This is a genomic window from Oceanobacillus kapialis (assembly GCF_044790185.1).
GTDB classification, from domain to species: Bacteria; Bacillota; Bacilli; order Bacillales; family Amphibacillaceae; genus Oceanobacillus_B; species Oceanobacillus_B kapialis.
Map to the genome: position 1 here is coordinate 2,464,135 of NZ_CP085256.1, position 23,928 is coordinate 2,488,062.

Genomic DNA, 23,928 nt, shown 5'->3' on the forward strand with positions numbered 1-23,928 from the left:
ATACTTCTTAGCAATTAGAATTAATAGAATTTCTGGTTGATTATATGGATTTAGGTTATGAAAAAGACCAAAAGTTCTCAATCCGCCTTTTTTAAGAAGATTCCCTTTTTCTCTTTATTGAAACCAGACACATATTCATTGGATAAAAATTTACGAATTTCGGTAATTGTTAAGCCTAGATGCTTCGCTTCCCTAATGAGTATAACCCATTCCATATCCAACTGACCGTTTTGCTGTTTTCTATTAGCCATCCCTGCACCAGCCTCTCTATTCCGAATTCTAGTGTTGAACCTGCATTCCAAACAGAAGTAACTCTACCATTTCCTCCGCTAATTCCTCGGGATCAGAAAGACCCGTAAACAACCTTGAGACTGTCAGTCGTTCCATAATCCCAACAACAATCTCTGCCACAACATCCATCTTTAAATGTTGGTGAAAGTATCCATCCCGTTGTTCCTGTGCTAAATTCATACTAATCGCATGTGCCAGCATCTTCTTAATTGCTTCTGATTCCTCAGATAGAAAAAAACCAATTTGTGTTAAATGGGGATTTTCTCTAAAAAAGCGGAAAATCGCTCCCACCTTACCTTGAATTTCTTGCTTGATCATTTCTTCCTTAAGTCCTGAATCCAATAAGCTATCTTCTGTTAAATTTAGTAGGCTGTTTTTAAATATCGTGGTTAGTTCTTTAAAAATTGCTTCTTTACTTTTGAAATATAAATAAAAGGTGGGCTGGGTCAGTCCGGCATCTTTTACAATAGTGCTAATTTTAGTTTCATAGAAGCCGTTAGTGGCAAATTGTGCTGCAGCAATCGTGAGTAATTGTTCTCTGCTTTTTTCTCCAATTGAACCTTTCTTTCTACCTCTATTGCTCATGTCGTACACTCCAGATTCAAATATTATATTACTCACGAGTATTATCTTACATCTAAAAACTACCGTCAAGCAATTTTCGGAAAATTAACAAATCCTTTTATAGCCAACAAAAAAACTCCATAAGCGGAGTTTTTTCTAATTACCGTTTCATTTCCTGGGCAATAAGCTCGTATGATTTTAATCTTGCTTCATAACTAGTTGTTATGGTCACAAGCATTAGTTCGTCAGCCTGGTATTTTGCCTGAAGATCTACTAGCTGTTTCTTTACTTCATACGGAGAACCTACAACCATTCGCTCTCTCCCCTTTTCCAGCATCTCTTTTTGTTCATTAGAAAAAGGGTACTTTGTTAACTCATCCAATGTGGGGATGCGTTCCTTCTTTGTGTTTCCTGCTTTCCACACCTGTTTTGCAATTTGGTAAAAAGCTTGTTCTTCCGCTTCTGCTGATGATGAAGCACAAATAACAGAAACAGCGATAATTGGCTTAGCTCCATTTACCTTACTAGAATAATCCCTAACAATTTCCGGACCATTCACATCTGTCATAAAATGGCCAAAAGCATAAGATATGTCTTTCTCGGCAGCAAGCTTCCCACTTTTCTCACTGGTCCCTAGAAGCCAGATTTCAGGTGGTTTGGATGCAACTGGCCACGGCTGGATTTTAGAAAACATATGTTCAGCTGAAAATCCATTATGATTAAACGCAATAAGCTCCTCTAATTTGGAGGGGAATTGCTTCACCCCTTCTAAGAAATTGTCTGACAGGGCCATCGTGGCTTCTGCTGACCCCCCGGGGGCACGCCCAACTCCTAAATCTACTCTACCTGGAAACATCGTTGCTAATAAATGATATCGCTCTGCTATCTGATAAGGTTTATAGTGTGGAAGCAATACCGCACCTGATCCAATTCGAATTCTTTCTGTTTGGGCACCAATCTGACTTAGCATAATATCAGGCGCAGGACATGCAAGCTCTTCCATGTCATGATGTTCCGCCGTCCAATACCTTGTGTATCCTAGTTTATCACCTGCAATTGCTAGGTTAATGGAAGCCTGGATTGCTTCATAAGCCGTCTTACCTGGTAATACAGGAACTTGGTCTAATATGCTTAAATTCATGTTACTCCTTCTTTCCTTTTGGTGCTTCTTCCATCAAGTCATCTACCAATTTTTCAGCAGCTTTTCTGTAAAAATTACTTATCTCCGTAAAAGTCGTAACAAGCAGCAGTTTAACCAAGTATGCTTCCTCTTTATTTCCAATTTTAGCTGCCTCTGAATGTGCCTCTTCTATATGCTGATGTACGTCATGTTTAAACAATTCCAGATTTTGGTCAAATAAGGTTAAGTAGCTCATATAAAGAGATAAAAGATCAATCTCCTCATTAACAATTTTATTATTTAATGGTTCCAATGTTTGCTTTACGTCATGTATGGATAAGGCGCCTTTCATCTGATAAATCATGCTAATTAGCATAATATGGTCTCTCGAGTATTTTTTATTTTTTATAGGGAAAAATAATTTCCCCTTGGCGTAATTATTAATCATCGTTTTTGTGAGTACTTTTTCCTCTTCATTCCGCTTTGCAGGGGAAAATTTCTTTTCAAATAATTGAATGACCTGATCCATGTATAAATCGATATCAGGAATATCTTTAACCTCAAGCCGTGTGTCTAATTGTAATTCCTTCATTAGAGTCTCTATATTCATTGAAAAATTCCTTTGTTTTTTATTTAAATTATAAGGGAAAGTTACCTGAGAGTAAACATTGACTACATGTTAAAATTAAGGTATAGTCATAATATAGTTTTCAAAACTACATACAACAATAAAGGTGATGATTATTCTTGGGTACTTACATGCGAGAACCGATTAACGGATTAACCCATTTATTTGGGGCTATTCTTAGTTTTGTAGGTTTATTAGCAATGGTAATAAAAGCAGCAACAGAAGCAAACTCTATCTTGGCAATTGTTTCCGTAATTATTTTTGGTATTAGCATGACATTATTATACGCGGCTTCTGCAACCTATCATTTAGTTGTAGCCAAAGCTCATGTCATTGCTTTTCTGCGCCGCCTGGATCACTCCATGATTTTTGTATTAATTGCCGGAACGTATACCCCTTTATGCTTAATTAGTTTAAATGGTGTCACGGGTTGGGTCCTCTTTACTATTGTCTCTGCGATCGCTGTGGCAGGTGTGACCTTTAAATTAATTTGGTTTCATGCACCAAGATGGCTATCAACTGCATTATATATCGCCATGGGTTGGATTGTTGTCTTTTTTAGCTCCTCGTTAGCTCCTGTGTTAGGTACGAACGGAATGGCCTTTTTAATCATCGGTGGTTTGATTTATACAATAGGGGCATTAATCTATTGGCTAAAACCCAAATTTATGGAATTTAAGCACTTCGGGTTTCATGAGATTTTCCATATTTTTATTTTATTAGGCAGCCTGTTTCATTTCCTTTGTGTGTATTTGTATGTGTTGTAAAATATGCGAGGGGGAGTCTTGTAGAACCGAACACAAAAAGTGCAAGGATTTCTTTACCCTTGATACGGAATATATGTTTTAAACACGCAACATGAAAGAAATAGCCGTAATGAGATCCAAATTTACCTGGATTTCATTACGGCTTTTACTTTCTCTCTTCTTTAATAACAAACGTTTAATAGGTAACCATTTCTGATTTCACATAATGATAGACGAGTTGTTCTGTCTGCTGTAAGGATTCTTCATGGGTTCTTTCATAGGCATGGGAAGAATCAATTCCCGGACCGATTAGGCCATGGATAATATCGTGCCCTGAGCGAATGGCTGCTGAAGCATCCGATCCGTAATAAGGATAAATATCCAGCTTGTAGCCGATGTTGTTCTTTTCAGCTAGTTCGACTAGATGCTTGCGCAAGCCGTAATGATATGGACCTGAAGCATCCTTCACACAAATAGAGACCGTATATTCATCAGTTGACTGACCATCTCCCATTGCTCCCATATCTACAGCTAAGTATTCAACTGTTTCTGGAGTAACATTGGAGTTACCGCCATAGCCGATTTCCTCATTATTTGAGATAAGAAAATGTGTCGTATAAGGTAAAGTCAGCGCTTCTTCCTTCACCCTTTTTATTAATTGCAATAAAATAGCAACACTTGCTTTGTCATCCAGATGGCGTGATTTTAGAAAGCCATTATCTGCAAATTGCACACGAGGGTCGAAGGAAACAAAATCTCCTACCTCAATTCCAAGCTTCCTCACATCTTCAGCATTTTCCACCTTGGCATCAATTCGTACTTCCATATTTTCCTGGTTTCGTTTAGCATCCCCTGCATTTTTATAAACATGGACAGAGGTTTGATGCATTAGGATTGTTCCTGTTAATACCTTGCCACTGGATGTCTCGATTTCACAGTATTCTCCTTCAATGGCATTATATTTAAAACCACCGATTAAATCGAGGCGCAGTCGCCCATTACTTTTCACTTCTTTCACCATTGCACCTAAGGTATCCACGTGTGCTGTTAGCATCCTGTGCTCTTTCTCGTTTGTTCCAGGAATGGTAGCGATCAGTCCACCTTTTCGATTACGCATTGTTTCCACTTGCAAGTCTTTCAAATAATCCTCAACAAATCGAATAACGTTTGATGTGTTACCAGATGGGCTTGGAATGGAGACAAGCTGTTTAATTAATTCCTTTGTTTCTTCAACATTTGGATATGTAGACATAAAATTACCCCCATTATTTATTTTTTTGAAGTTTCAATTAGTTAGGATTATACGGGATCCTCTAATCGAAGTAAACTGCTTAAATTGTAGCTTCCTTCCTCCCACTTATACAGGGAACCTTAAGTGGGTATTCCTTTCTTGATTGGGCATCCTATAACTATCTGACTAGTAAACAGGAGGATAGTTATTTATGAATAAATTATTCTGGATTTTAGTTTTAATTGGCCTACCAATTTCCATTATCGGATCGATTTTCCATTGGTCAGCTGTGCTTATGTTTATCGTATATTGTTTAACAATCATAGCTTTAGCTGGGATTATTGGAAGAGCTACCGAGAGCCTGGCAATTGTGTTGGGGCCAAGAATCGGCGGTTTATTAAACGCAACCTTTGGTAATGCTGTCGAACTTATTATTTCTATCTTTTCACTCAAGGCTGGTCTCGTTAGTATTGTATTAGCTTCGTTAACAGGTTCTGTTTTAGGAAACCTGCTTCTTGTAGGAGGACTTTCCTTTTTTGTTGGTGGTCTTAAATATAAACGACAATCGTTTAATAAGCTTGAGGCACAGCATAATGCGGGATTGCTTATATTTTCTGTAATTGTTGCTTTCGTTATTCCAGAGGTGTTTACCACAACAATGAATGATCAGGATACCATGATTCTTAGTGTCGGCATCTCCATCATTTTAATCGTATTATACTTAGCAGCTCTTTTATTTAAATTTGTCACACACCGCGGTGTTTATCAAACTAATGATAAACAAACCGAAGAAAGTCATGAAGAGGAAAAGCCTGAGTGGGGCAAAATAAAAGCTATTGTCATTTTAGGTCTTTCCACCATTGCTGTTGCCTATGTATCGGAACATTTGGTATCAACGTTTGATGTTATTGGGGAGACATTTGGGTGGTCAGAGCTGTTTATCGGGGTAATTATTGTGGCCATTGTAGGAAATGCTGCAGAACATGCGTCAGCCGTTATCATGGCATACAAAAATAAAATGGATGTAGCTGTGGAAATTGTTGTCGGTTCGACGCTTCAGGTCGCCATGTTTGTCCTACCTATTCTGGTTTTACTGTCATTGTTTTTCCCTACGACCATGCCTCTTGTGTTTACATGGCCAGAACTAATTAGTATGGTTACAGCTGTATTTTTAATGATTATGCTCTCCAATGATGGTGACTCCAATTGGTTTGATGGATTAGCCCTATTGGCAGCATATATCATTATGGGACTTGGATTTTATTTTATTTAGCAACAACAGGAGAAATGAAAAAGCTGGCTCTCCACACGGAAAACCAGCTTTTGGTTTATAATTAAGCTACAACATCGTAGCCTTGCTCTTCAATGGCGTCTTTCATGGTTTCAACTGCTACCTTTGAATCGTCAAATGTAACGTCTACTTTCCCTGCTTCTAGATTAACTTCAGCTACTGATACACCATCTATTTCTTTTAATGCATTTTCAACAGACATCTTGCAATGTCCGCAAGACATGCCTTGTACATTCAATGTTTTCTCCATGATTTTCACCTCCTTTAAAAAGTAAAACTTATATTTTGGCTCGTTTCAGACGAAGTGAGTTTGTCACAACACTTACGGAACTTAATGCCATTGCGGCACCTGCAATCCATGGGGCAAGTAATCCAATTGCTGCCACAGGAATTCCAGCTGTATTATACCCGAATGCCCAAAAAAGGTTTTGGCGGATATTTCGGATGGTTGAATGGCTAATCCGAATTGCTTTTGGTATCAGCAGCAACTCCCCACCTAATATGGTTACGTCAGCAGCTTCAATTGCCACTTCCGTACCAGTCCCAATTGCAATCCCAACATCAGCAGTAACCAAGGCAGGTGCGTCGTTCACACCATCTCCTACCATTGCTACCTTTTTACCCTGTAACTGAATCTCTTTTACTTTATCAGCCTTTTCTTCTGGTAAAACTTGGGCAATGACATGATCGATTCCTACTTGCTTGGCAATTGCTTTTGCTGTTCTTTCATTATCACCTGTTAGCATGATAACCTCTAAACCTTGTTCTTTTAATTCTTTAATTGCCTGTGGTGCTGTTTCTTTAATCCTATCGGCAACTGCAACAGTTCCGCGATACTTACCATCTATTGCGAGTAACATCGCTGTTTTCCCCTCGGTTTCAAACGTAGAAAGTTCCTCTTCATAAGCCCCAATATCTATATGTTGGTCAGTCATTAATTTCCGATTTCCGACAAGTACTTGCTTTCCAGAAATTCTAGACTCAATACCGTGCCCTGGTATTGCGTTAAATTCCTCTACCTCTATAAGCTTCATTTCCTTTTCTGTTGCATAGGCCACAATTGCTCCTGCTAACGGATGCTCAGAGCCTTTCTCTGCACTAGCTAAAAGTTGAAATGCTCTTTCGTCACCCGTGAAGTCTGTTACCTCAGGTTTTCCTTTTGTAACGGTACCTGTCTTATCCAACACAATTGCATTTAATTGGTGTGTCCCTTCTAAGTGTTCTCCACCTTTAAACAAGATACCACTTTCCGCTGCTCTTCCTGTCCCTACCATTATTGAGGTCGGTGTAGCTAGACCTAAAGCACATGGACAGGCAATAACTAATACGGCAATTGCTGCAATTAGAGCTGGCTCAAATTGACCGGGATCAACAAATATAATCCAAACAACGAATGTAAGAATGGCAATCCCTACGACAATTGGTACAAAATAACCTGAAATAACATCTGCCAAACGTTGAATCGGCGCTTTTGATCCTTGCGCTTCTTCTACCACCTTCACAATGGATGCAAGGGCAGTATCCTTTCCTACTTTTGTCGCTTCCATTTCTATTGAGCCATTTTTGTTAATTGTGGAGCCAATTACAGCTGCGTCTTTTTCTTTTTCAATCGGAATTGATTCACCCGTAATCATGGATTCATCTACGGACGTTCTACCCTTTACGACCATTCCGTCTACTGGTATTTTTTCTCCTGGTTTAACAACCAGCCTGTCACCAACTGCAACCTCTTCCACAGGTATCATCGTTTCCTCGCCATTCCTAATGACGCGCGCTTCTTTAGCTTGTAAATTTAGCAAAGAGGATAGTGCATTGGTTGTCTGACTTTTGGCTTTTGCTTCTAAATATTTACCAAATAAAATTAATGTGATTAAGACAGCGCTTGTTTCAAAATACAAGTGTGGCATATAGTCAGTACCAATGGTTTTTAATGCCTCATACAGACTATAGAAGTAAGCTGCACTTGTCCCTAATGCAACTAGCACGTCCATGTTTGCTCCACCGCTTCTCAGGTTCTTGTAGGCACCCACATAAAACTGCCAACCGATAATAAATTGAACTGGTGTTGCTAATGCAAACTGAAACCACGGATTCATAAATATGGCGGGTATATCCATATTAAATAAATGAACGAACATGGTAACTAGTAGCGGTGCAGCTAACACCGCGGAAATGATTAGTTTCGTTTTCTGCCGTTGCAGCGCTTTTTCTTTATGATTTTGCTTTTCTGCTGCTTCCGCCTTTGGCTTCGCATCATATCCTACACTTTTAATCTTTTCGATTAACGCCTTAGGATCTACAATTCCGGGATTATATTCTATCGTTGCACTTTCCGTTGTTAAGTTTACGGAAGCGGCTTTAACACCGTTCTGCTTATTCAATACCTTTTCAATGCGCGTAGAACAAGCTGCACAGGTCATCCCGATTATGTCTAATTCTGTTTTTTCCATTAAAACACCGTAGCCGACATTTTCTATTTTGTTCGTTATATCATCTATAGAAGCTTTTTCAGCATCATAGTCAACGGTTGCTTTTTCTGTTGTAAGGTTAACTTGTGCTTCTACCCCATCCATTTTATTTAATACTTTTTCAACACGGGTGGAGCATGCAGCACAGGTCATCCCTGTTATGTTAAGCGTAGCATGTTGTGTGTCGCTCATAATTCTCTCTCCTTATTTGGAAAACTGTTTCATAACACTCATTAATTCCTCGATCGTTTCTTTCCCCTCACCCTGCTTGATCGCATCACTCACACAATGGTTGATATGGCGCTCTGTGACAGAGAAGCCGACATTCTTAAGAGCAGATTGAATTGCACTAATTTGGACTAATATATCCATACAATATCTATCCTCTTCAACCATCTTCTGAATGCCGCGTACCTGTCCCTCTATACGCTTTAAACGGTTAATAGTCTTTTGCTTTTCATCTTGCGTTCTTGGTTTACTTGGGTGATCCTGTAAAAATTTATCCAAATGAATCACTTCCTTTTCGTTTATATTTATACGATACCCCCATATGGTATATTTGTCAAATTAAACTATCGCTTTTTGTAAAATTGGCTTTAGGTTTAATCTGTCACTTAAGCGTAAAACTATTAATTATTTCCCAATAAAAAAAGTCTCAGCAGTGTAGCTGAAACTTGTTCATTCTTTCAGTGGTTTTTATTCCATCATTTCAAATTGCTGAACCATAAGGTCGTAGTTCATGGCTCCCTTCATGACCGACTGTATTCTTCCATCAGAGTCGATCATATAGGTTGTTGGGTAAGCGATAATTTGGTATTGATCACTTACTAAGGATTCCTTATCTAGCGGAACTGTCATTGAAAGGTTCAATTTATCGATAAATTCCTGCACCTTATCAGGATCCGATTCAGTCTTCGTTAAATTTACAGCTAATATTTTTACATCTTTATTTTCCTGGAATTTTTGCATATCAGGCATCTCAGCTCTACACGGTGGACACCATGTTGCCCAAAAATTTAACATCACACGCTGGCCACGATAATCTGACAGTTTTACTTGCTTACCAGCCAATGTTGTAAGTTCAAAATCGGGAGCTAGCATTCCTTTATCAATTCCTACTTCACTATCTTGCTCTGAACTGTTGCTTTGTTCTTTCTGTGTTGCGACTTCACTTGATGTAAAGAAAAACTCATAAACCGTCCAACCAAGCATTCCAATAAGTACAGTAATTAAAATGACTTTCTTCACTGTGAATACCCCCAGCCTAATTCTCTCATTTTCCTAATGATGTTATATGTCAATTAATCCACTTTACTGAGCTGTTTTTGATAAACGATTAATATAAGAGCCACTATTAAAAGAAAGCCTGAAAACCATGGTTTTATAACCAAATACCGCCATGATTGGTAGAAACAATGTTAGCATGAAGCTTCCCAATGTCCATGCAAAATAAATAAACACATTTTGCCATTTAACCGATAAAAACCTACGCGTCAATAGCAATGCAACAATTAATAGTACCATCAGCCCCATATAAGCAATGGAATAGCGATTGTCATACCATACAAATTGGATAAATTCATAGATAAACGTGCTGAATAAAAATATATGTATGAATGTGTGAAGGAATGGTACAACATCCATTTTTCCTCGCTTTGTTTTAATTATTAGAGCTATCACAGATACAAGTATAGCAAAATAAAATGCATGTGAATTACTTGGGTATGCTAATACGGCCAGTGGATCTTTTATAAACAGTGGGATATTCAGCAAAACCTTCCCAAGCCAAATATAGATAACGAAGTTTACCAGTTGATTTAATGTCTCTCCCATAAGTATTTTCTTTTGACCTTTCTTTACATCCTCACTTATGACATAGTATGCAAGAAATCCAATCGAGAAGCTTAAAAGCATTACCCCAATTGATATATGTACGTTCGTTAACGTCACCTTTTCCCCTCCAATTTTGATTTTCTCATTAATCCAAAGAAAGAAGACTGAGTAAATACAAGCGTTGGTACGATTCTACTCCCGGATATGCTTTTTAAATCTTTTTCTTTTTGAGGATTTTTTGCTAAATCGTATTCCCTGTGGGGTATATTATGTTGCTTTAAAAACCTCTTCAGTTCTTGGCAATCAGAGCAAGTAGGCCTTGTAAATACTTCCAATTGGTAGTTTTTCATCTTTTGTTTTACCCCCTTCTATTAATACGATTGACTTGTTCTTCCATTACCTTACTACTATATATTAGGGTAGACTTTTCTTTTCCCACTCTTCTAACAGTACTTACAAAGTGCCCGGAAGATCTATTCCCAAAATTTATTCCCTCCTTACTTCACTATCATTACTTCACCATACCCCCGATGGGTATTGTAAAGAAAAAGTTTTTTCACCTAAAAAAACTCCTTTCAATTAATCTATTTCGTAATCGAAATAGACCATTGAAAGGAGTTACTTTACCCTTACTTAAAGCGGAGTATCCTTAATCAATCTTTAATAACTGTGCATTAATGGCTACGATAATGGTACTCAATGACATGAGAACTGCTCCAATAGCAGGTGTTATGATGATACCCACAAAATATAATACCCCTGCTGCAAGTGGAATAGCGATAATATTATACCCTGCAGCCCAAGCAAGATTCTGAACCATTTTTCGATAACTTGCTTTGGATAATTTGAAAATATTTAAGATATCAACCGGATTACTATTTACTAACACAACATCTGCTGTCTCAATGGCAACATCAGTACCTGCTCCTATCGCAATACCTAAATCAGCCTCAGCGAGTGCAGGTGCATCATTGATTCCGTCCCCTATCATGGCAACCTTTCTATTATTACTTCTTAGTTCTTTCACATACTTCGATTTCTCATGTGGGAGAACTTCTGCAATAACTTTTGTTAATCCGAGCTGTTCCCCTACATAATTTGCAACACGGCTATTATCCCCCGTAATCATTACCGTTTCGATGCCTCGACTATTTAATGATTCAATGACCTTATAGGAAGAATCACGAATAATATCTGCTAAGGCAATCATTCCTTGTAATTCATTGTCCTTTAATATAAACACAACTGTTTTCCCTTGCCCAGCAAGTTTCTCATAGGTCTTAACATCAAAAGTTAGGTTATTCTCCTTCATGGTGCCTGGGCTAAATACTGCAATTTCTGAGCCGTTCACTTTAGCTGTTAAGCCTTTACCAGTGAGTGTCTTATAGTCTGTTACATCATGATAATGTTCAATGTTGCGTTTTTCTCCTTCTTTGACAATACCTCTTGCAATAGGGTGAGCAGACTGTGTCTCAACTGAATATGCTAATTTTAGTAATTCGTCTTCCTCTACACCTTCTGTTGGATGAATATCTGTTATGCCAAAGTCCCCTTCTGTAAGGGTACCCGTCTTATCAAATACCACGCGGTCCAGTTTCCAGGCACTTTCAAATGGTGTACGGTTACGTATTAATAACCCCTTTTTAGCTGCAATGGCTGTAGATCTAGACGTAACAAGTGGTCCAGCTAAACCAAGTGCGTGTGGGCAGGCTATAATGAGAACAGTAACCATTCTCTCTAATGCAAAGTCAAAATCTCCTGTAATACTCCAATAAGATATGGTTATAATACCTGAGACCACAGCTATATAAAATAACCATTTGGCCGCAATATCGGCAAATCCCTGTGCTTTAGATTTGGTCTTCTCTGCATCACTAACAAGTTTAATAACTTGAGATAAGTACGTGTCACTGCCGGTTTTATTGACATTGATTTTTAATACGCCTTCACCATTAACAGCACCGCCAATCGCTTCCATACCAGGCTCTTTTTCAACTGGTACAGATTCTCCTGTCAGCATCGATTCATCGACTGCCGATTCCCCTTCAAAAATTTCACCATCAAGCGGAATCTTTTCCCCTGACTTCACTAAAATCTGGTCTCCGGGTTGCAGATCTTCCACAGATACTTCCACTATATTTCCTGACGTATCTATCTTATGTGCTTCTTTTGGCATTAGTTTAATTAACTCTTCAAGTGCCTTAGATGCTCCCATAACAGATTTCATCTCTACCCAGTGACCGAGAAGCATAATGACAATTAATGTTGCAAGTTCAAAGAAAAAGTCACTGCCTTCAATAAAGAAAGCTGTTAAGGAACTATACACATATGCCGTAACAATTGCTAGTGAGATTAACAACATCATCCCTGGTGCTTTTGCTTTTATTTCATCCCAAGCTCCAAGTAAAAAGGGCTTCCCACCATAGAAAAAGACTACTGTTGACAGTAAAAATAGCAATAATGTATTCCCGGAAAAATTTACTTCGTAGCCTATAAGCATTTGAATCATAGGAGATAGATACGAAATAGGTATAGCTAAGATTAATGTTATCCAGAAACGCTTTTTAAAATCTTCTACCATGTGCCCATGATGATCACCATGTCCGCCACCATGATCAGCGTGATGTCCATGTTCACTGTGGTCGTGGGATGAATGGTTATGGTGTTCATCATGATGACTGTGCATGTTTTGTTTACTTTTATCTTGACTCATTTCATTACCTCCTTGCTCTATTTAGGATGTTCCAGTGTTCTATTATTATCCTCATTTTTACTATACCCCTGTATCGTATATTAAAACAAATAAACCGATTAACCTTTGTACAAATTTTAGTTTAGTTGAGTACAAAGTGGGAATGGTATAAAAAAGAATAAACACTTAATTTAATAGGAGGAGGTTTTAAACATGTCCCATGAAAAAAACCAAGAACTAATCCAAGCTTTACACGAGTGTGCGGCAGCATGTAACCATTGTTTTGATGCTTGCCTTAAAGAGGAAGATGTCAACATGATGGCTGAATGTATTCGGTTGGATAGAGAATGTGCGGATATTTGTAGTTACTTAGAACATGCGCTTGCAAGAAACACACCTTTTGCTTCAGAATTAGCTTCAGTATGTGCCAAGATCTGTGAAGCATGTGGAAATGAGTGTAAAAAGCATGAATATGAGCATTGTCAAAAATGTGCGGAAGCTTGTTTTAAATGTGCAGAAACTTGTAAGAAGATTGCTTGATCATCCCCTAAATAAGAAGTTGCTCCTTGAAGCATTAAGCCTCTTGGAGCAACTTTTTTTATGAAACATTTTACCTGTCTGTGTCTATTGCAAAAGTTTTTTCATACATGTGACATGAAAGATAACATTGGCATGGAATAAAGCATTAAAATGTCAGGTCGATAGAACCTTTCATATCAAGTATTCTCGGTCTAAATAACATGAAATACATATTTAGTCTTACCAACTTTCTCCACACAATTTGTAAAATCATTAAAAGAATACAACTCTTAACATCTTTTTACTTATCAAATAAATTTCTGACGTTTTTTTGATTAATATTAAAATAATTTCAAATTAATTTGAATAAAGGACTCTCAATTTTTCATTATTATTGAAGTATTTTTGTGATGTGTAATAAAAATCATTTTTTTATATGAAGGTACATTTTCGTTTTAAAAATAAGTTGTTCTTTTGTGATTAATGAGATTTTTATTCGATATTTATATAATAGTCCGAATCACTCTAGAAACCGAAGGTCTTCCTGATCCGATTCAGGAAGATCTTCGGTCTTATTATGTTTGAAAAAGGAAGTGTTCATAAAAGTAGAGGTAATGCATGAAGAAAAGCAGAACAAACTAACGGATTCCTTTCCATGCTTACTGTTCTTATGTTGTAGTTAATTTATAGAAACCTTTGAATTGCAAATTACTTTTATTGACATATATGGACTACTTACGACTGCCGAATAATTTCTTGATTTCTGGATCAGATTTTCCACCTTCTTGTTTGTCAGTAAAGAAAAAACTCAAATTTTTGTCTCTACAAAATGTTTCATATAGTTCCTTACGTAGCGATTCTGCTTTATTACTATTCTCTATACTGCGTTTATTAGGTTTTCCACCTTTCCTCGTCCCATTACGACGTACATCATAGCAGTATATTGCATTAGGATTATTTCCCTCTACACGACTACCGATCAATATCCTTTGTCTATCACCTTTATTTACAATTTTTTCTTTCGGTATAAAATTAGAAAATACCTCAGAAAAATCTTTGAATAGATCTCTATTAGCATTACCTCTCTCTATGCCAAAAAAGGCACAAAATTCCGCAACACTATAAAAATGAACATTAAAGAAATCCACATAACCGAAAAGTGAATTATTATTTGTATTGTTACTTGGTACAAATTCTACTTTAGCCTTAGCGTAAGTGCTTGGTTTCCTCTCATTATCTCTATAGCGAGTTAATATTACAAAATAGGAATATCCTTTATATCTAAATGGAAATGAATCAATAATCCAGTCTTTTACTTCCATATCCTTTAATAAAAAAGGCAAATTCTTAAAAAGTAATTCTACTTTTGGGTTATCTTTTTTCATAATACTCCCCCTTTGTTATGGCGCAGTAATATCTATCCCTTACTTCATAATTTGATTTGCTAGATATTGAGCATCATTTCCCACACCTTGTAAAAGAGCCGATCCACGTCTATATTGCCATGGAAGTCCCAAAAAGTATAAACCTGTCACATTAGTTACTCCTCTATCATGAATTGGTTTATCATTTTCATCAATTATCCCTGCAACTTCCAACCAACTATAGTCAGATGTGAAGCCGGTAGCCCATATTACGTTTTGTACATTATGTGAAGATTCACCGTTGAAAGTAACTGTATTTCCATTACAATTTGAAGTTCTTCCTTTAACAATTACCTTTCCTTCTTTAATTGCTTTTTTTAATTCAAATCCAAATATAGGATCCCCTCTATTTTGAATCTTTCTTCCTATGTATGATTTTGAGGAAGCTTTCAATATACCAACTTTATCGAACCACCAGAATATGCTACGTTTGCCTACTATTAAAGGCATAAAACTTAATCTTTGGCTAGTTGATAAATATACTCCCCTTTCTCGAGAAATTTCTTCTGCAATCTGTGCACCACTATTCCCACCACCGACCACTAATACATTCCCCTCTACTAATTGAGAGGGATTTCGATACTCGGATGAATGCAAATGTAAAACATCTTTCGATAGATCATTTGCAAATGTTGGAATCCGTGGCTTCTGAAATGGTCCTGTTGCAATTACGACATTCTTAGCTTGATACTCTGTTTGATTTGATGTTATATGAAATAAGTTCTCCTTCCTTCTAACCGTTATTACTTCGGTATCAAAGCGAATAGGTAAATTAAATGTTTCTACATATGCTTTTAGATAATTTGCTATTTCGTCTTTTTTAGGGTATTCATGAGCCCTACCTTTTAGCTCTAATCCCGGTAACGAGCTATATAACCTTGGTGTAAATAAAACAAGCGAATCATATCGATTTTTCCATATCTCCCCCACCTTGCTATTCCTCTCTAAGATTAAGAAAGAATGGTTATGTTGTTTTAAGTAATAACCCATTGCTAGTCCTGCTTGGCCCGCCCCAATTACTATAGTTTCATACATTTTCTATCACTTCCAGCTCCTTAATATATAGGATTATATTAACACATTAAAATACTCATTTGAATATAATAATTGACAAATATTATTAATGTGAATAAACTTTAAACAAATAGTCAAATAATCATTAGAATGAGGTGAGCAAATGAGTAAAAAAAGGGTTTCTAATACTTCCAAAGATACATGTGAGACGTTTTGTTTTGATCAAGAAAAAGTAAATAGAATTCAACCACAAATTGAACAAGTTAACGGAGTTGAAATGACCTTCAAGGCCTTAGCTGATGCAACCCGGGTAAAAATAGCTTATGCACTAACATTAGAGGATGAATTGTGTGTATGTGATGTCGCTAATATTATAGGTTCAACAACAGCCACTGCATCTCATCATTTACGATTGTTGCGTAATATGGGCTTGGCTAAGTATCGTAAAGAAGGAAAATTAGTTTTTTATTCACTAGAAGATGGCCATGTAAGGAAGCTAGTAGAAGTAGCCCTGACGCTTCAAAAGGAGAGTGTTACCGTTGAGTGATACAATAGAGGACAAAAGTGTATATCGTGTTGAAGGATTTTCATGTGCGAACTGTGCAGGTAAGTTCGAAAAAAATGTGAAGAATCTTCCTGGAGTCCAAGATGCGAAGGTTAATTTTGGAGCATCTAAAATTTCTGTTTATGGAGAAACGTCAGTTGAAGAGTTAGAAAAAGCAGGCGCTTTTGAAAGTCTTAAAGTATCACCTGAAAAGCCTATTAGAGAAGCAAAAAAAGAAATTGAAAAAGAAAAAAAGGAACCATTCTATAAAAGGCACAGTACGTTATTATATGCTTCCTTATTAATTATTTTTGGTTATGTATCTCAGATTGTTAATGGAGAAGACAACTTTATCACTTCTTTATTATTTGCGACATCCATTGTAATTGGTGGGTACTCCCTTTTTAAAGTTGGAATTCAAAATCTAATTCGTCTTGACTTCGACATGAAAACACTTATGACCGTTGCCATTATTGGCGCTGCTATTATTGGTGAATGGGCGGAAGGTGCCATAGTTGTTATTCTCTTTGCAATAAGTGAAGCTCTAGAAAGATTCTCAATGGATAGGGCAAGACAATCCATTCGATCCTTAATGGATATTGCACCAAAAGAGGCGCTCATTAGACGAAATGGCCAGGATATGATGATTCATGTCAATAACATCGCTATTGGGGATATTATGATTGTTAAACCGGGTCAGAAGATTTCTATGGATGGTGTAGTTCTTCGTGGTAACTCTGCAGTCAACCAGGCAACAATCACTGGTGAATCGGTACCAGTTGGAAAAACAGTTGAAGACGAGGTTTTTGCAGGTACACTAAATGAAGAAGGTTTACTTGAGGTAGAAATAACAAAACTAGTTGAAGATACAACCATTTCTAAAATTATCCATCTTGTAGAGGAAGCACAAAGTGAACGTGCTCCGTCTCAAGCCTTTGTTGATAAGTTTGCTAAATATTACACACCTATAATTATGGGGATAGCGGCATTAGTTGCTATTGTACCTCCTTTGTTTTTTGATGGAAGTTGGGAAACATGGGTTTATCAAGGATTAGCTGTTCTGGTGGTAGGTTGCCCTTGTGCTTTGGTTATTTCTACTCCAATTTCCATTGTGTCAGCAATCGGAAATGCTGCTAAAAAGGGTGTTCTCGTAAAAGGCGGTATTTATTTAGAAGAAATTGGTTCACTAAAAGCTATTGCATTTGATAAGACGGGTACACTAACAAAAGGAGTGCCAGTTGTAACTGATTATAAAATGTTAAACCATAATACAAATCAGAAAGAACTATTGTCCATCATAACTGCATTGGAATATCATTCCCAACATCCTCTTGCTTCAGCAATTATGAAAATGGCAGAAGAAGAGAACGCTCCTTATACTGAAGTTGTAGTAGATGATTTCAACTCTATAACTGGTAAAGGTATTAAGGGTACAATAAACGGAATAACGTACTACATTGGTAGTCCAAAACTCTTTAAGGAATTATTAACAGTTGGTTTTAGTAAGGAACTAAAAGAAATTATTACAACTCTACAAAATCAAGGTAAAACTGCAATGATTATTGGAACTGAAAAAGAAATACATGCCGTTATTGCAGTTGCAGATGAAGTACGTGATTCAAGTAAGGAAGTTGTTAGTAGGTTACATCAAATCGGAATCAAAAAAACGATTATGCTTACAGGTGATAACAAAGGCACCGCAAAAGCTATCGGAGATTATGTTGGAGTATCAGATGTTCAGGCAGAACTTTTACCACAAGACAAATTAGATTATATTAAACAATTAAGATCCGAGTACGGTAATGTAGGAATGGTCGGAGATGGCATCAATGATGCCCCTGCTCTAGCTGCCTCTACGGTTGGAATTGCTATGGGGGGAGCTGGTACAGATACAGCACTCGAAACAGCAGATGTTGCATTGATGGCTGATGATTTAAGAAAGCTTCCATTTACAGTGAAATTAAGTCGTAAAACTTTAAATATCATTAAGCAGAATATCACCTTTGCACTCGCTATTAAGTTGATTGCTTTATTGTTGGTGGTTCCCGGTTGGTTAACCCTATGGATTGCAATTATTTCAGATATGGGGGCAACTCTCCTAGTTGCATTAAATGGGTTACGACTCATGAGAGTGAAAGAATAGATGAAAAAGGGCTTCCCGGTTTTTCTGGAAAGCCCTCTTCTAATAGACTAGAGGTTAACACATTATTACTTAATATAAATTAGGAGATGTTGATCAATGGCTACAACGCTTATCTCAGCTTTTGCCGTATTTTTATCAACAAGTATAGATTACATAATAATATTAGTAGTATTGTTCTCAAAATTTAAAAAGCAAAAAAATGGTGTTAAGAATATTGGGTTAGGGCAATATCTTGGACTAACTATCTTAATTGTAATTAGTCTTTTAGCTGCAAGTGGACTTGCCTTCTTTTCACAAAAGTGGATTGGTTTATTAGGATTACTACCTATTTATATAGGTCTCAAGGAATTATTCAAATCTGAAGACGAAGAGGATCAGGATAGAAAAGAAATCTTAGAATCAACTAGCAAGTTCAGTAAATTATTTCTTAGTGTAACAGTAATTTCTTTAGCAGCCGGAGGGGATAACTTAGGTGTGTACATCCCTTATTTCACAACATTAAATATCTTTGGACTATCTGCTACAATCATTATATTTTACGTGTTATCTGCCGTTTTACTATATATTTGTTACCGTTTATCCACCTTTAAGGCAGTTTCAGAAACAGTAGAAAAATATCAAAGAATAATTGTTCCCATTGTATTTGTTCCTTTAGGTATTATGATTATGTACGAAAATGGGACTTTTAGTATGTTAGTGAATTTATTTTAATGTTTTAGAATGATCAGCGCTTGTTTATGAATATTGTTTGAACAATGCTTGCTTAATTTAAATTTATAAGAAATAGATGATACTATTAACTCTACATAATAAATTTAGAGAGGTGTTTTATGAAAGGTTCGCCATTAAAAATTATAGTAATAATCACGTTGATTGTCGTTGCACTAATAGTTGTACTGGTTGTATTAAATAATAATTCTTCTCAATCTAAGCTAGGGACAACCTTTGAAGATCAACCTTCTATTGAGGGGCAGCCAACATTGGGTGATGCAGATGCTCCGGTAACAGTAGTAGAATTTGGAGATTTTAAGTGTCCATCCTGTAAAGCATGGGGAGAAACCATTTATCCACAGTTAGTAAGTGATTATGTAGATACTGGTAAAGTCAAATTTTCGTTTATAAATGTACTATTTCACGGAGAAGAATCAAAATTAGGTTCACTGGCAGCAGAATCAGTTTATAATCAAAACCCTGAAGCATATTGGGATTTTCATAAGGAACTTTTCAATGAACAACCTAGTGAAAACCATGACAGCAAATGGATAACAACGGAGAAGATATTGGAAGTTGCTAAAAGTGTATCAAATATCGATACAGAGAAATTAAAATCAGATATCGAAACCAATGCAGCCATGAATGAGATTAATAAAGATACAGAGCTAGTAAATAAGTTTGAAGTAAAACTTACACCAACTATTATGATAAACGATATAATGATTGAAGATCCTTTTGATTATGAGGTAATCAAACAAGTAATAGATAAAGAATTAGAGGATAATTAGATTATGGGTAAATTGGATAGTAAACAATTTTTGCTATATCTTGCTTGGTTAGTATCCGTAATTGCAACACTAGGTAGCCTTTACTTTAGTGAGATAAGAGGGTTTATTCCTTGTGAACTTTGTTGGTATCAACGTATTTTAATGTATCCATTATCGTTAATGCTCGGAATAGCAACATTTCAAAATGATTTATCTATTAGAATTTATGTTCTTCCTATGGCAATTATAGGCTGGTCTATTTCCCTCTTTCACTATTTAGAGCAGAAAGTTCCAGGGCTTGCAGCAATTAAACCATGTGCAAATGGTGTTCCATGTAGTGCTGAATATATTAATTGGCTTGGATTTATTACAATACCATTTTTAGCATTCGTTGCTTTCACTCTAATTATCATATTTATGCTATTTATTAAGAATCCAAAAAAAGTCTAATATTGTAGTGGTTTTAGATTTGATTAGCAATGTGTTGTTACTATGGTAGTGGCGAAGGTTTAAGACAGAAGATTCAACAGAGAATGAAATAAAGGAGCTAAATGCTTATGTTCTAAGCATTTAGCTTCTTTTTATTACCAGCCCTATATAGACAGTAATAAATCAACGTAGATTTATTTACAAAGGGAAACCCCGACTTATTAAGAGGCCGCTTTTTGTTAAGCGAACGTCAAAAAAACGCTATTTTAATCGAATGGTAACTTTATTAGAACGGTAAAAAAATATATTTCTACAACTCTCAACATGCACACTTTTTATTAATGTTGATGAAATAGAAATGTAATAATTATATGTCTAAAAAAACTGGCGAAAGATGTTACACTAGTGGATATTATGTACATAGATTTTTAGCGATACTGAGGTTTGGAAGAAACTTAAGTGAACCAGGAAGCCTACAAAAAATATGATTTTATGATACTTATGAATGATGTGTTTGCCTATGCACTAAATGGTATCAGTATGGCTATTAAAGCAAAGCGAGTTTGTCTATATTGTCGGTGCAGACGAGCCCCCTGGTAAGTTGGTTGCTCATACTCCTTAGGGGGTTCTGAAGATCTTTGAGATATAAATTGCTAGAAGAAGTACAACTTTCCTAATGCCGACCGCCTTCCCTATTATTTTGGGAATTAACGCGTTTATCGGAACATGGGGGAGTGGATTGAGTGTTCGTAGTTCTTAAATTTTAGCCTAATAGATACAAAAATACCATTATGGTACAGAGGGAAGGGGAAGGCAAAAAGATGAAAAAAGGTGTTTCACTTATGCTTGCAACAACTTTGACAGTCACAACCATTACTTTTAACGGAAGTATAGCCTCCGCGGAAACAATCGACGGACTGGACCAAAAAATTAATGAATTAGAGAAAGAGCAAAACGAGTTAAAAGAAAAACAAGGTGATATTTCTGGGAATAAAGAAAACACAGAAGGTAAGATGGATAAGAATGAAAAAAAGCAAGAAACGGTTGATAGCGAAATTAAAACCATTGATGATAAATTAACTAAAACTCAAGAGGATATCACTGCAAAAGAACAAGAGATCACTTCAACTGACAATGAAATCACGAAGCTTCAAGAAAGAATGAAAGAATTAAAAGAAGAAATAAAAGTATTAAAGGAACGTATTAAAGAGCGGGATGAACTAATAAAAGATCGTCTCCGTGCTATTCAGCAAAGCGGTGGCAATATGAAATATATTGAAGTTATTCTAGGGTCAAAAAGCTTTGGTGACTTCATTAACCGTAGCTCAGCTGTTAATAAAATAATGGATCAAGATAAAACCATTATGGAAGAACAACAAGCTGACAAAGTAAAACTTGAGGCTAACAAAGTAGAAGTAGAAGAGAGTAAAGCTGTCGTTGAAGAAAAAAAGGTGGCTCTAGAAAACCAAAAGGAAGAACTAGTTGCATTGAAAGATGATCTGGGTGACCAAAGTATAGAAAAGAAGACGTTAATGGCCGAGCTAAAAGAAGAACACGCAGGTCTTGAAGAATACAAAGTCAGCTTAGAAGAAGAACAAAAGATTCTAGCAGCTCAATCTTCAGCAATAGAGAAAACCAAGGAGCTTAAGCAATCAGAAAAAGGAAAGCTACAACAATTAGCACGTGAAGAAGCTGAACAAGAAAAATCAGCCTCTACACCATCTTCTTCTAATGGATCCAATAAAAATGACAGAGTGTCTTCTCAATCAAATAGTGGGAGCGGACAGTTTATCTGGCCAGCAGCAGGACCAAAGACATCTGATTATGGAATGCGGCTTCATCCAATCCAAGGTGTGAAAAAACTTCATGCAGGGATGGACATTGGTTCAACTTCTGGGACAACATTAAAAGCAGTAGCATCTGGTGTTGTTATCAGTGCAGGACGGATGGGGGGATATGGAAATGCTATTATGATTACACATAATTTAAATGGCAAAACTTATACGACACTATATGCACATCTAAACAGTATTTCCGTCTCAGCGGGACAGACCGTTTCTCAAGGTGAGAACATCGGACAAACAGGTAATACAGGTAATTCTACTGGTCCACATTTACATTTTGAAGTACATGAAGGTGGCTGGAACGCAGCAAAAAGTAACTCGGTAAATCCAATGACTTTTATGAAGTAACCTACTTTTAAAATTCATTTGATTTCTAAAGAAAAAGTAACATGATTCATAATCGTCTAAGAAAAGTGGTACGCTCCAAAGAATTGGAACGTACCACTTTTCATTTATTCTGGTTTTGTCGACACCTGATCATTTTTCTTTAGTACTATATTGTATTTTTCTCTTACTGAATACCCAACATTATTCCAACATACATGGATAGAACCATAAAAAATGCAGAAAATGTAGAAAGAAACACCGAATTCCTTTTAACAGCGGCAAAAACGGTTAAAACCATAAATAATAAACCTAAACCTAATAACAAGTAACTTTCCATTCCAAACGAAACTGTTACATTAAAAATGTCTGAACTATTTGCATTTTGTATTACATCCACAATTTCCCCGTCATATATAGTTTTAAAAAGTGGTGAAGGACCTTCTGTTCTTAACAACATATAGATTTGATGTGGCGGCCATGACTGTCCCATAAATGCTGTTAATCCAAAAACAATCAAAGCATAAGCACTTTCCGCTCTTGCCCATTTTAGAGGATTGAATGATGCTTGGTTATTATTTTTCCTAAACAGAATTCCATTAATAAATGCAAAAAGAACTAATGAAATAATAAATATATGTTTTAATAACAATGCTTGTCCATAATTTACGATGAGGCCATTTTGATATTCTTGTAAAACAGTTGCATTTGGATCATCATAGGAATTAATATCAATTACCATTGTAAAATAACCAGCAATAATAGTAGTAGCTAGGCAGATTATAGCAACAGGAGTAAACCACTTAAGAAATGCTGGCCAATAATTTCTATTTTTTGAGAACCAACTTACAACAAATAAAACCCCAATCCAAATGGTTACCGCAAGAAAATGTAGTGAATGGAAAAGAAATCCTTGCCATTCTGTAATTGTTGCAGCATGGCTGGACCTAGTATATCCGAAAAGCATTAGCAAAGTAAGAACAAGTGCCCATGTGATTAAATGTGTTTTTGAATTGAAGTTTTTTGCTAATAATACACATATTAAAATAATAGACACAAGAGTTATAAACAACCATGCTTTTCCTATTTCAAAGGTAAATACAACATTTTTTAGAACTAACCAGAAGTCATAATCACCTGCTAATATATTTGCAGTAGAAAAAACTGGTAAAAAGGAAGCTATAGGTATGATTCCGGCGGCTAAATAAAGAACTTTCCTTGGTATGTATATAGTTGGCCTTTTACTTTCTGAAACTAAAGATAGAATAAAATAACCGATTAGTACGGAAAAACAAATATACAGCAAAAATTCAGTTAGTGAAATTAATAGCATAAAGCACCT

Annotated in this window: 24 protein-coding genes; 9 read left to right on the forward strand and 15 right to left on the reverse strand. The window is 36.3% G+C overall.

Annotation, left to right across the window (positions count from 1 at the left end; genetic code table 11):
• Window positions 1-77 precede the first annotated feature (77 nt).
• From LG273_RS12880 to LG273_RS12895, 4 genes are all read right to left on the reverse strand, one after another.
• Window positions 78-251, reverse strand: coding sequence for an anti-repressor SinI family protein (locus tag LG273_RS12880; RefSeq protein ID WP_404454167.1), 174 nt, complete (start codon window positions 249-251; stop codon window positions 78-80).
• Between the two features lie 28 nt (window positions 252-279).
• Window positions 280-876, reverse strand: a complete 597-nt coding sequence (locus tag LG273_RS12885) for a TetR/AcrR family transcriptional regulator (RefSeq protein ID WP_404454169.1) — start codon at window positions 874-876, stop codon at window positions 280-282.
• 139 nt (window positions 877-1,015) lie between these two features.
• Window positions 1,016-1,996, reverse strand: coding sequence for an LLM class flavin-dependent oxidoreductase (locus tag LG273_RS12890; RefSeq protein ID WP_404454172.1), 981 nt, complete (start codon window positions 1,994-1,996; stop codon window positions 1,016-1,018).
• 1 nt (window position 1,997) lies between these two features.
• The gene (locus tag LG273_RS12895) at window positions 1,998-2,585 is read right to left on the reverse strand and encodes a DUF1836 domain-containing protein (RefSeq protein ID WP_404454175.1); all 588 of its coding nucleotides are present in this window, start codon (window positions 2,583-2,585) and stop codon (window positions 1,998-2,000) included.
• A 137-nt stretch (window positions 2,586-2,722) separates the two neighbouring features.
• On the opposite strand from LG273_RS12895, the gene LG273_RS12900 reads away from it, so the two are divergent.
• On the forward strand, window positions 2,723-3,370 hold the full coding sequence (locus LG273_RS12900; protein WP_404454178.1) for a hemolysin III family protein: 648 nt from the start codon (window positions 2,723-2,725) through the stop codon (window positions 3,368-3,370).
• A 175-nt stretch (window positions 3,371-3,545) separates the two neighbouring features.
• Here the strand turns inward: LG273_RS12900 and LG273_RS12905 are convergent, their stop codons facing one another.
• The gene (locus LG273_RS12905; protein WP_404454181.1) at window positions 3,546-4,601 is read right to left on the reverse strand and encodes a M42 family metallopeptidase; all 1,056 of its coding nucleotides are present in this window, start codon (window positions 4,599-4,601) and stop codon (window positions 3,546-3,548) included.
• Window positions 4,602-4,791: 190 nt separating this feature from the next.
• Here LG273_RS12905 and cax point away from each other — a divergent pair, with 190 nt between their 5' ends.
• On the forward strand, window positions 4,792-5,853 hold the full coding sequence (gene cax / locus LG273_RS12910; RefSeq protein ID WP_404454184.1) for a calcium/proton exchanger: 1,062 nt from the start codon (window positions 4,792-4,794) through the stop codon (window positions 5,851-5,853).
• Between the two features lie 61 nt (window positions 5,854-5,914).
• Here the strand turns inward: cax and copZ are convergent, their stop codons facing one another.
• From copZ to LG273_RS12945, 7 genes are all read right to left on the reverse strand, one after another.
• Complete coding sequence (copZ, locus tag LG273_RS12915) at window positions 5,915-6,121, reverse strand: copper chaperone CopZ (protein ID WP_379561832.1); 207 nt, start codon at window positions 6,119-6,121, stop codon at window positions 5,915-5,917.
• Between the two features lie 28 nt (window positions 6,122-6,149).
• On the reverse strand, window positions 6,150-8,531 hold the full coding sequence (locus LG273_RS12920; RefSeq protein WP_404454187.1) for a heavy metal translocating P-type ATPase: 2,382 nt from the start codon (window positions 8,529-8,531) through the stop codon (window positions 6,150-6,152).
• A 12-nt stretch (window positions 8,532-8,543) separates the two neighbouring features.
• Entirely contained in the window at window positions 8,544-8,846 is a 303-nt protein-coding gene (locus LG273_RS12925) for a metal-sensing transcriptional repressor (RefSeq protein WP_379561834.1), read from the reverse strand.
• Window positions 8,847-9,035: 189 nt separating this feature from the next.
• Window positions 9,036-9,587 (reverse strand): peroxiredoxin family protein, encoded by a 552-nt coding sequence (locus LG273_RS12930; protein WP_379561835.1) that lies wholly within the window; start codon window positions 9,585-9,587, stop codon window positions 9,036-9,038.
• Between the two features lie 63 nt (window positions 9,588-9,650).
• On the reverse strand, window positions 9,651-10,289 hold the full coding sequence (locus LG273_RS12935) for a hypothetical protein (RefSeq protein WP_404454193.1): 639 nt from the start codon (window positions 10,287-10,289) through the stop codon (window positions 9,651-9,653).
• Window positions 10,286-10,522, reverse strand: a complete 237-nt coding sequence (locus tag LG273_RS12940) for a glutaredoxin family protein (RefSeq protein WP_404454196.1) — start codon at window positions 10,520-10,522, stop codon at window positions 10,286-10,288. Before LG273_RS12940 ends, LG273_RS12935 begins: the two co-directional genes overlap by 4 nt.
• 299 nt (window positions 10,523-10,821) lie before the next feature.
• Window positions 10,822-12,885, reverse strand: coding sequence for a copper-translocating P-type ATPase (locus tag LG273_RS12945; RefSeq protein ID WP_404454198.1), 2,064 nt, complete (start codon window positions 12,883-12,885; stop codon window positions 10,822-10,824).
• Between the two features lie 192 nt (window positions 12,886-13,077).
• Between LG273_RS12945 and LG273_RS12950 the strand changes: the two genes are divergently transcribed.
• Window positions 13,078-13,404 (forward strand): four-helix bundle copper-binding protein, encoded by a 327-nt coding sequence (locus LG273_RS12950; protein WP_379561840.1) that lies wholly within the window; start codon window positions 13,078-13,080, stop codon window positions 13,402-13,404.
• 710 nt (window positions 13,405-14,114) lie between these two features.
• On the opposite strand, the gene LG273_RS12955 is transcribed toward LG273_RS12950, so the two are convergent.
• Together LG273_RS12955 and LG273_RS12960 are read right to left on the reverse strand one after the other, a co-directional pair.
• Window positions 14,115-14,768 (reverse strand): DUF6037 family protein, encoded by a 654-nt coding sequence (locus tag LG273_RS12955; protein ID WP_238020169.1) that lies wholly within the window; start codon window positions 14,766-14,768, stop codon window positions 14,115-14,117.
• 39 nt (window positions 14,769-14,807) lie between these two features.
• Window positions 14,808-15,842 carry an NAD(P)/FAD-dependent oxidoreductase gene (locus tag LG273_RS12960; RefSeq protein WP_238020170.1) on the reverse strand — a complete coding sequence of 345 codons (1,035 nt, stop codon included), beginning with the start codon at window positions 15,840-15,842 and terminating at the stop codon, window positions 14,808-14,810.
• Window positions 15,843-15,984: 142 nt separating this feature from the next.
• Here LG273_RS12960 and LG273_RS12965 point away from each other — a divergent pair, with 142 nt between their 5' ends.
• The 6 genes from LG273_RS12965 to LG273_RS12990 all read left to right on the forward strand — a co-directional run bounded on the left by LG273_RS12965 (window position 15,985) and on the right by LG273_RS12990 (window position 22,610).
• On the forward strand, window positions 15,985-16,368 hold the full coding sequence (locus LG273_RS12965) for a metalloregulator ArsR/SmtB family transcription factor (RefSeq protein WP_238020171.1): 384 nt from the start codon (window positions 15,985-15,987) through the stop codon (window positions 16,366-16,368).
• The gene (locus LG273_RS12970; RefSeq protein WP_249226139.1) at window positions 16,361-18,508 is read left to right on the forward strand and encodes a heavy metal translocating P-type ATPase; all 2,148 of its coding nucleotides are present in this window, start codon (window positions 16,361-16,363) and stop codon (window positions 18,506-18,508) included. Before LG273_RS12965 ends, LG273_RS12970 begins: the two co-directional genes overlap by 8 nt.
• A gap of 96 nt (window positions 18,509-18,604) precedes the next feature.
• Window positions 18,605-19,219, forward strand: coding sequence for a CadD family cadmium resistance transporter (locus LG273_RS12975; protein ID WP_238020173.1), 615 nt, complete (start codon window positions 18,605-18,607; stop codon window positions 19,217-19,219).
• A 119-nt stretch (window positions 19,220-19,338) separates the two neighbouring features.
• Entirely contained in the window at window positions 19,339-20,010 is a 672-nt protein-coding gene (locus tag LG273_RS12980; RefSeq protein ID WP_238020174.1) for a DsbA family protein, read from the forward strand.
• Between the two features lie 3 nt (window positions 20,011-20,013).
• Entirely contained in the window at window positions 20,014-20,439 is a 426-nt protein-coding gene (locus tag LG273_RS12985; RefSeq protein ID WP_238020175.1) for a disulfide oxidoreductase, read from the forward strand.
• An 800-nt stretch (window positions 20,440-21,239) separates the two neighbouring features.
• The gene (locus LG273_RS12990) at window positions 21,240-22,610 is read left to right on the forward strand and encodes a murein hydrolase activator EnvC (protein ID WP_238020176.1); all 1,371 of its coding nucleotides are present in this window, start codon (window positions 21,240-21,242) and stop codon (window positions 22,608-22,610) included.
• Window positions 22,611-22,773: 163 nt separating this feature from the next.
• On the opposite strand, the gene LG273_RS12995 is transcribed toward LG273_RS12990, so the two are convergent.
• Complete coding sequence (locus LG273_RS12995; protein WP_238020177.1) at window positions 22,774-23,919, reverse strand: copper resistance D family protein; 1,146 nt, start codon at window positions 23,917-23,919, stop codon at window positions 22,774-22,776.
• Between the last annotated feature and the right edge of the window lie 9 nt (window positions 23,920-23,928).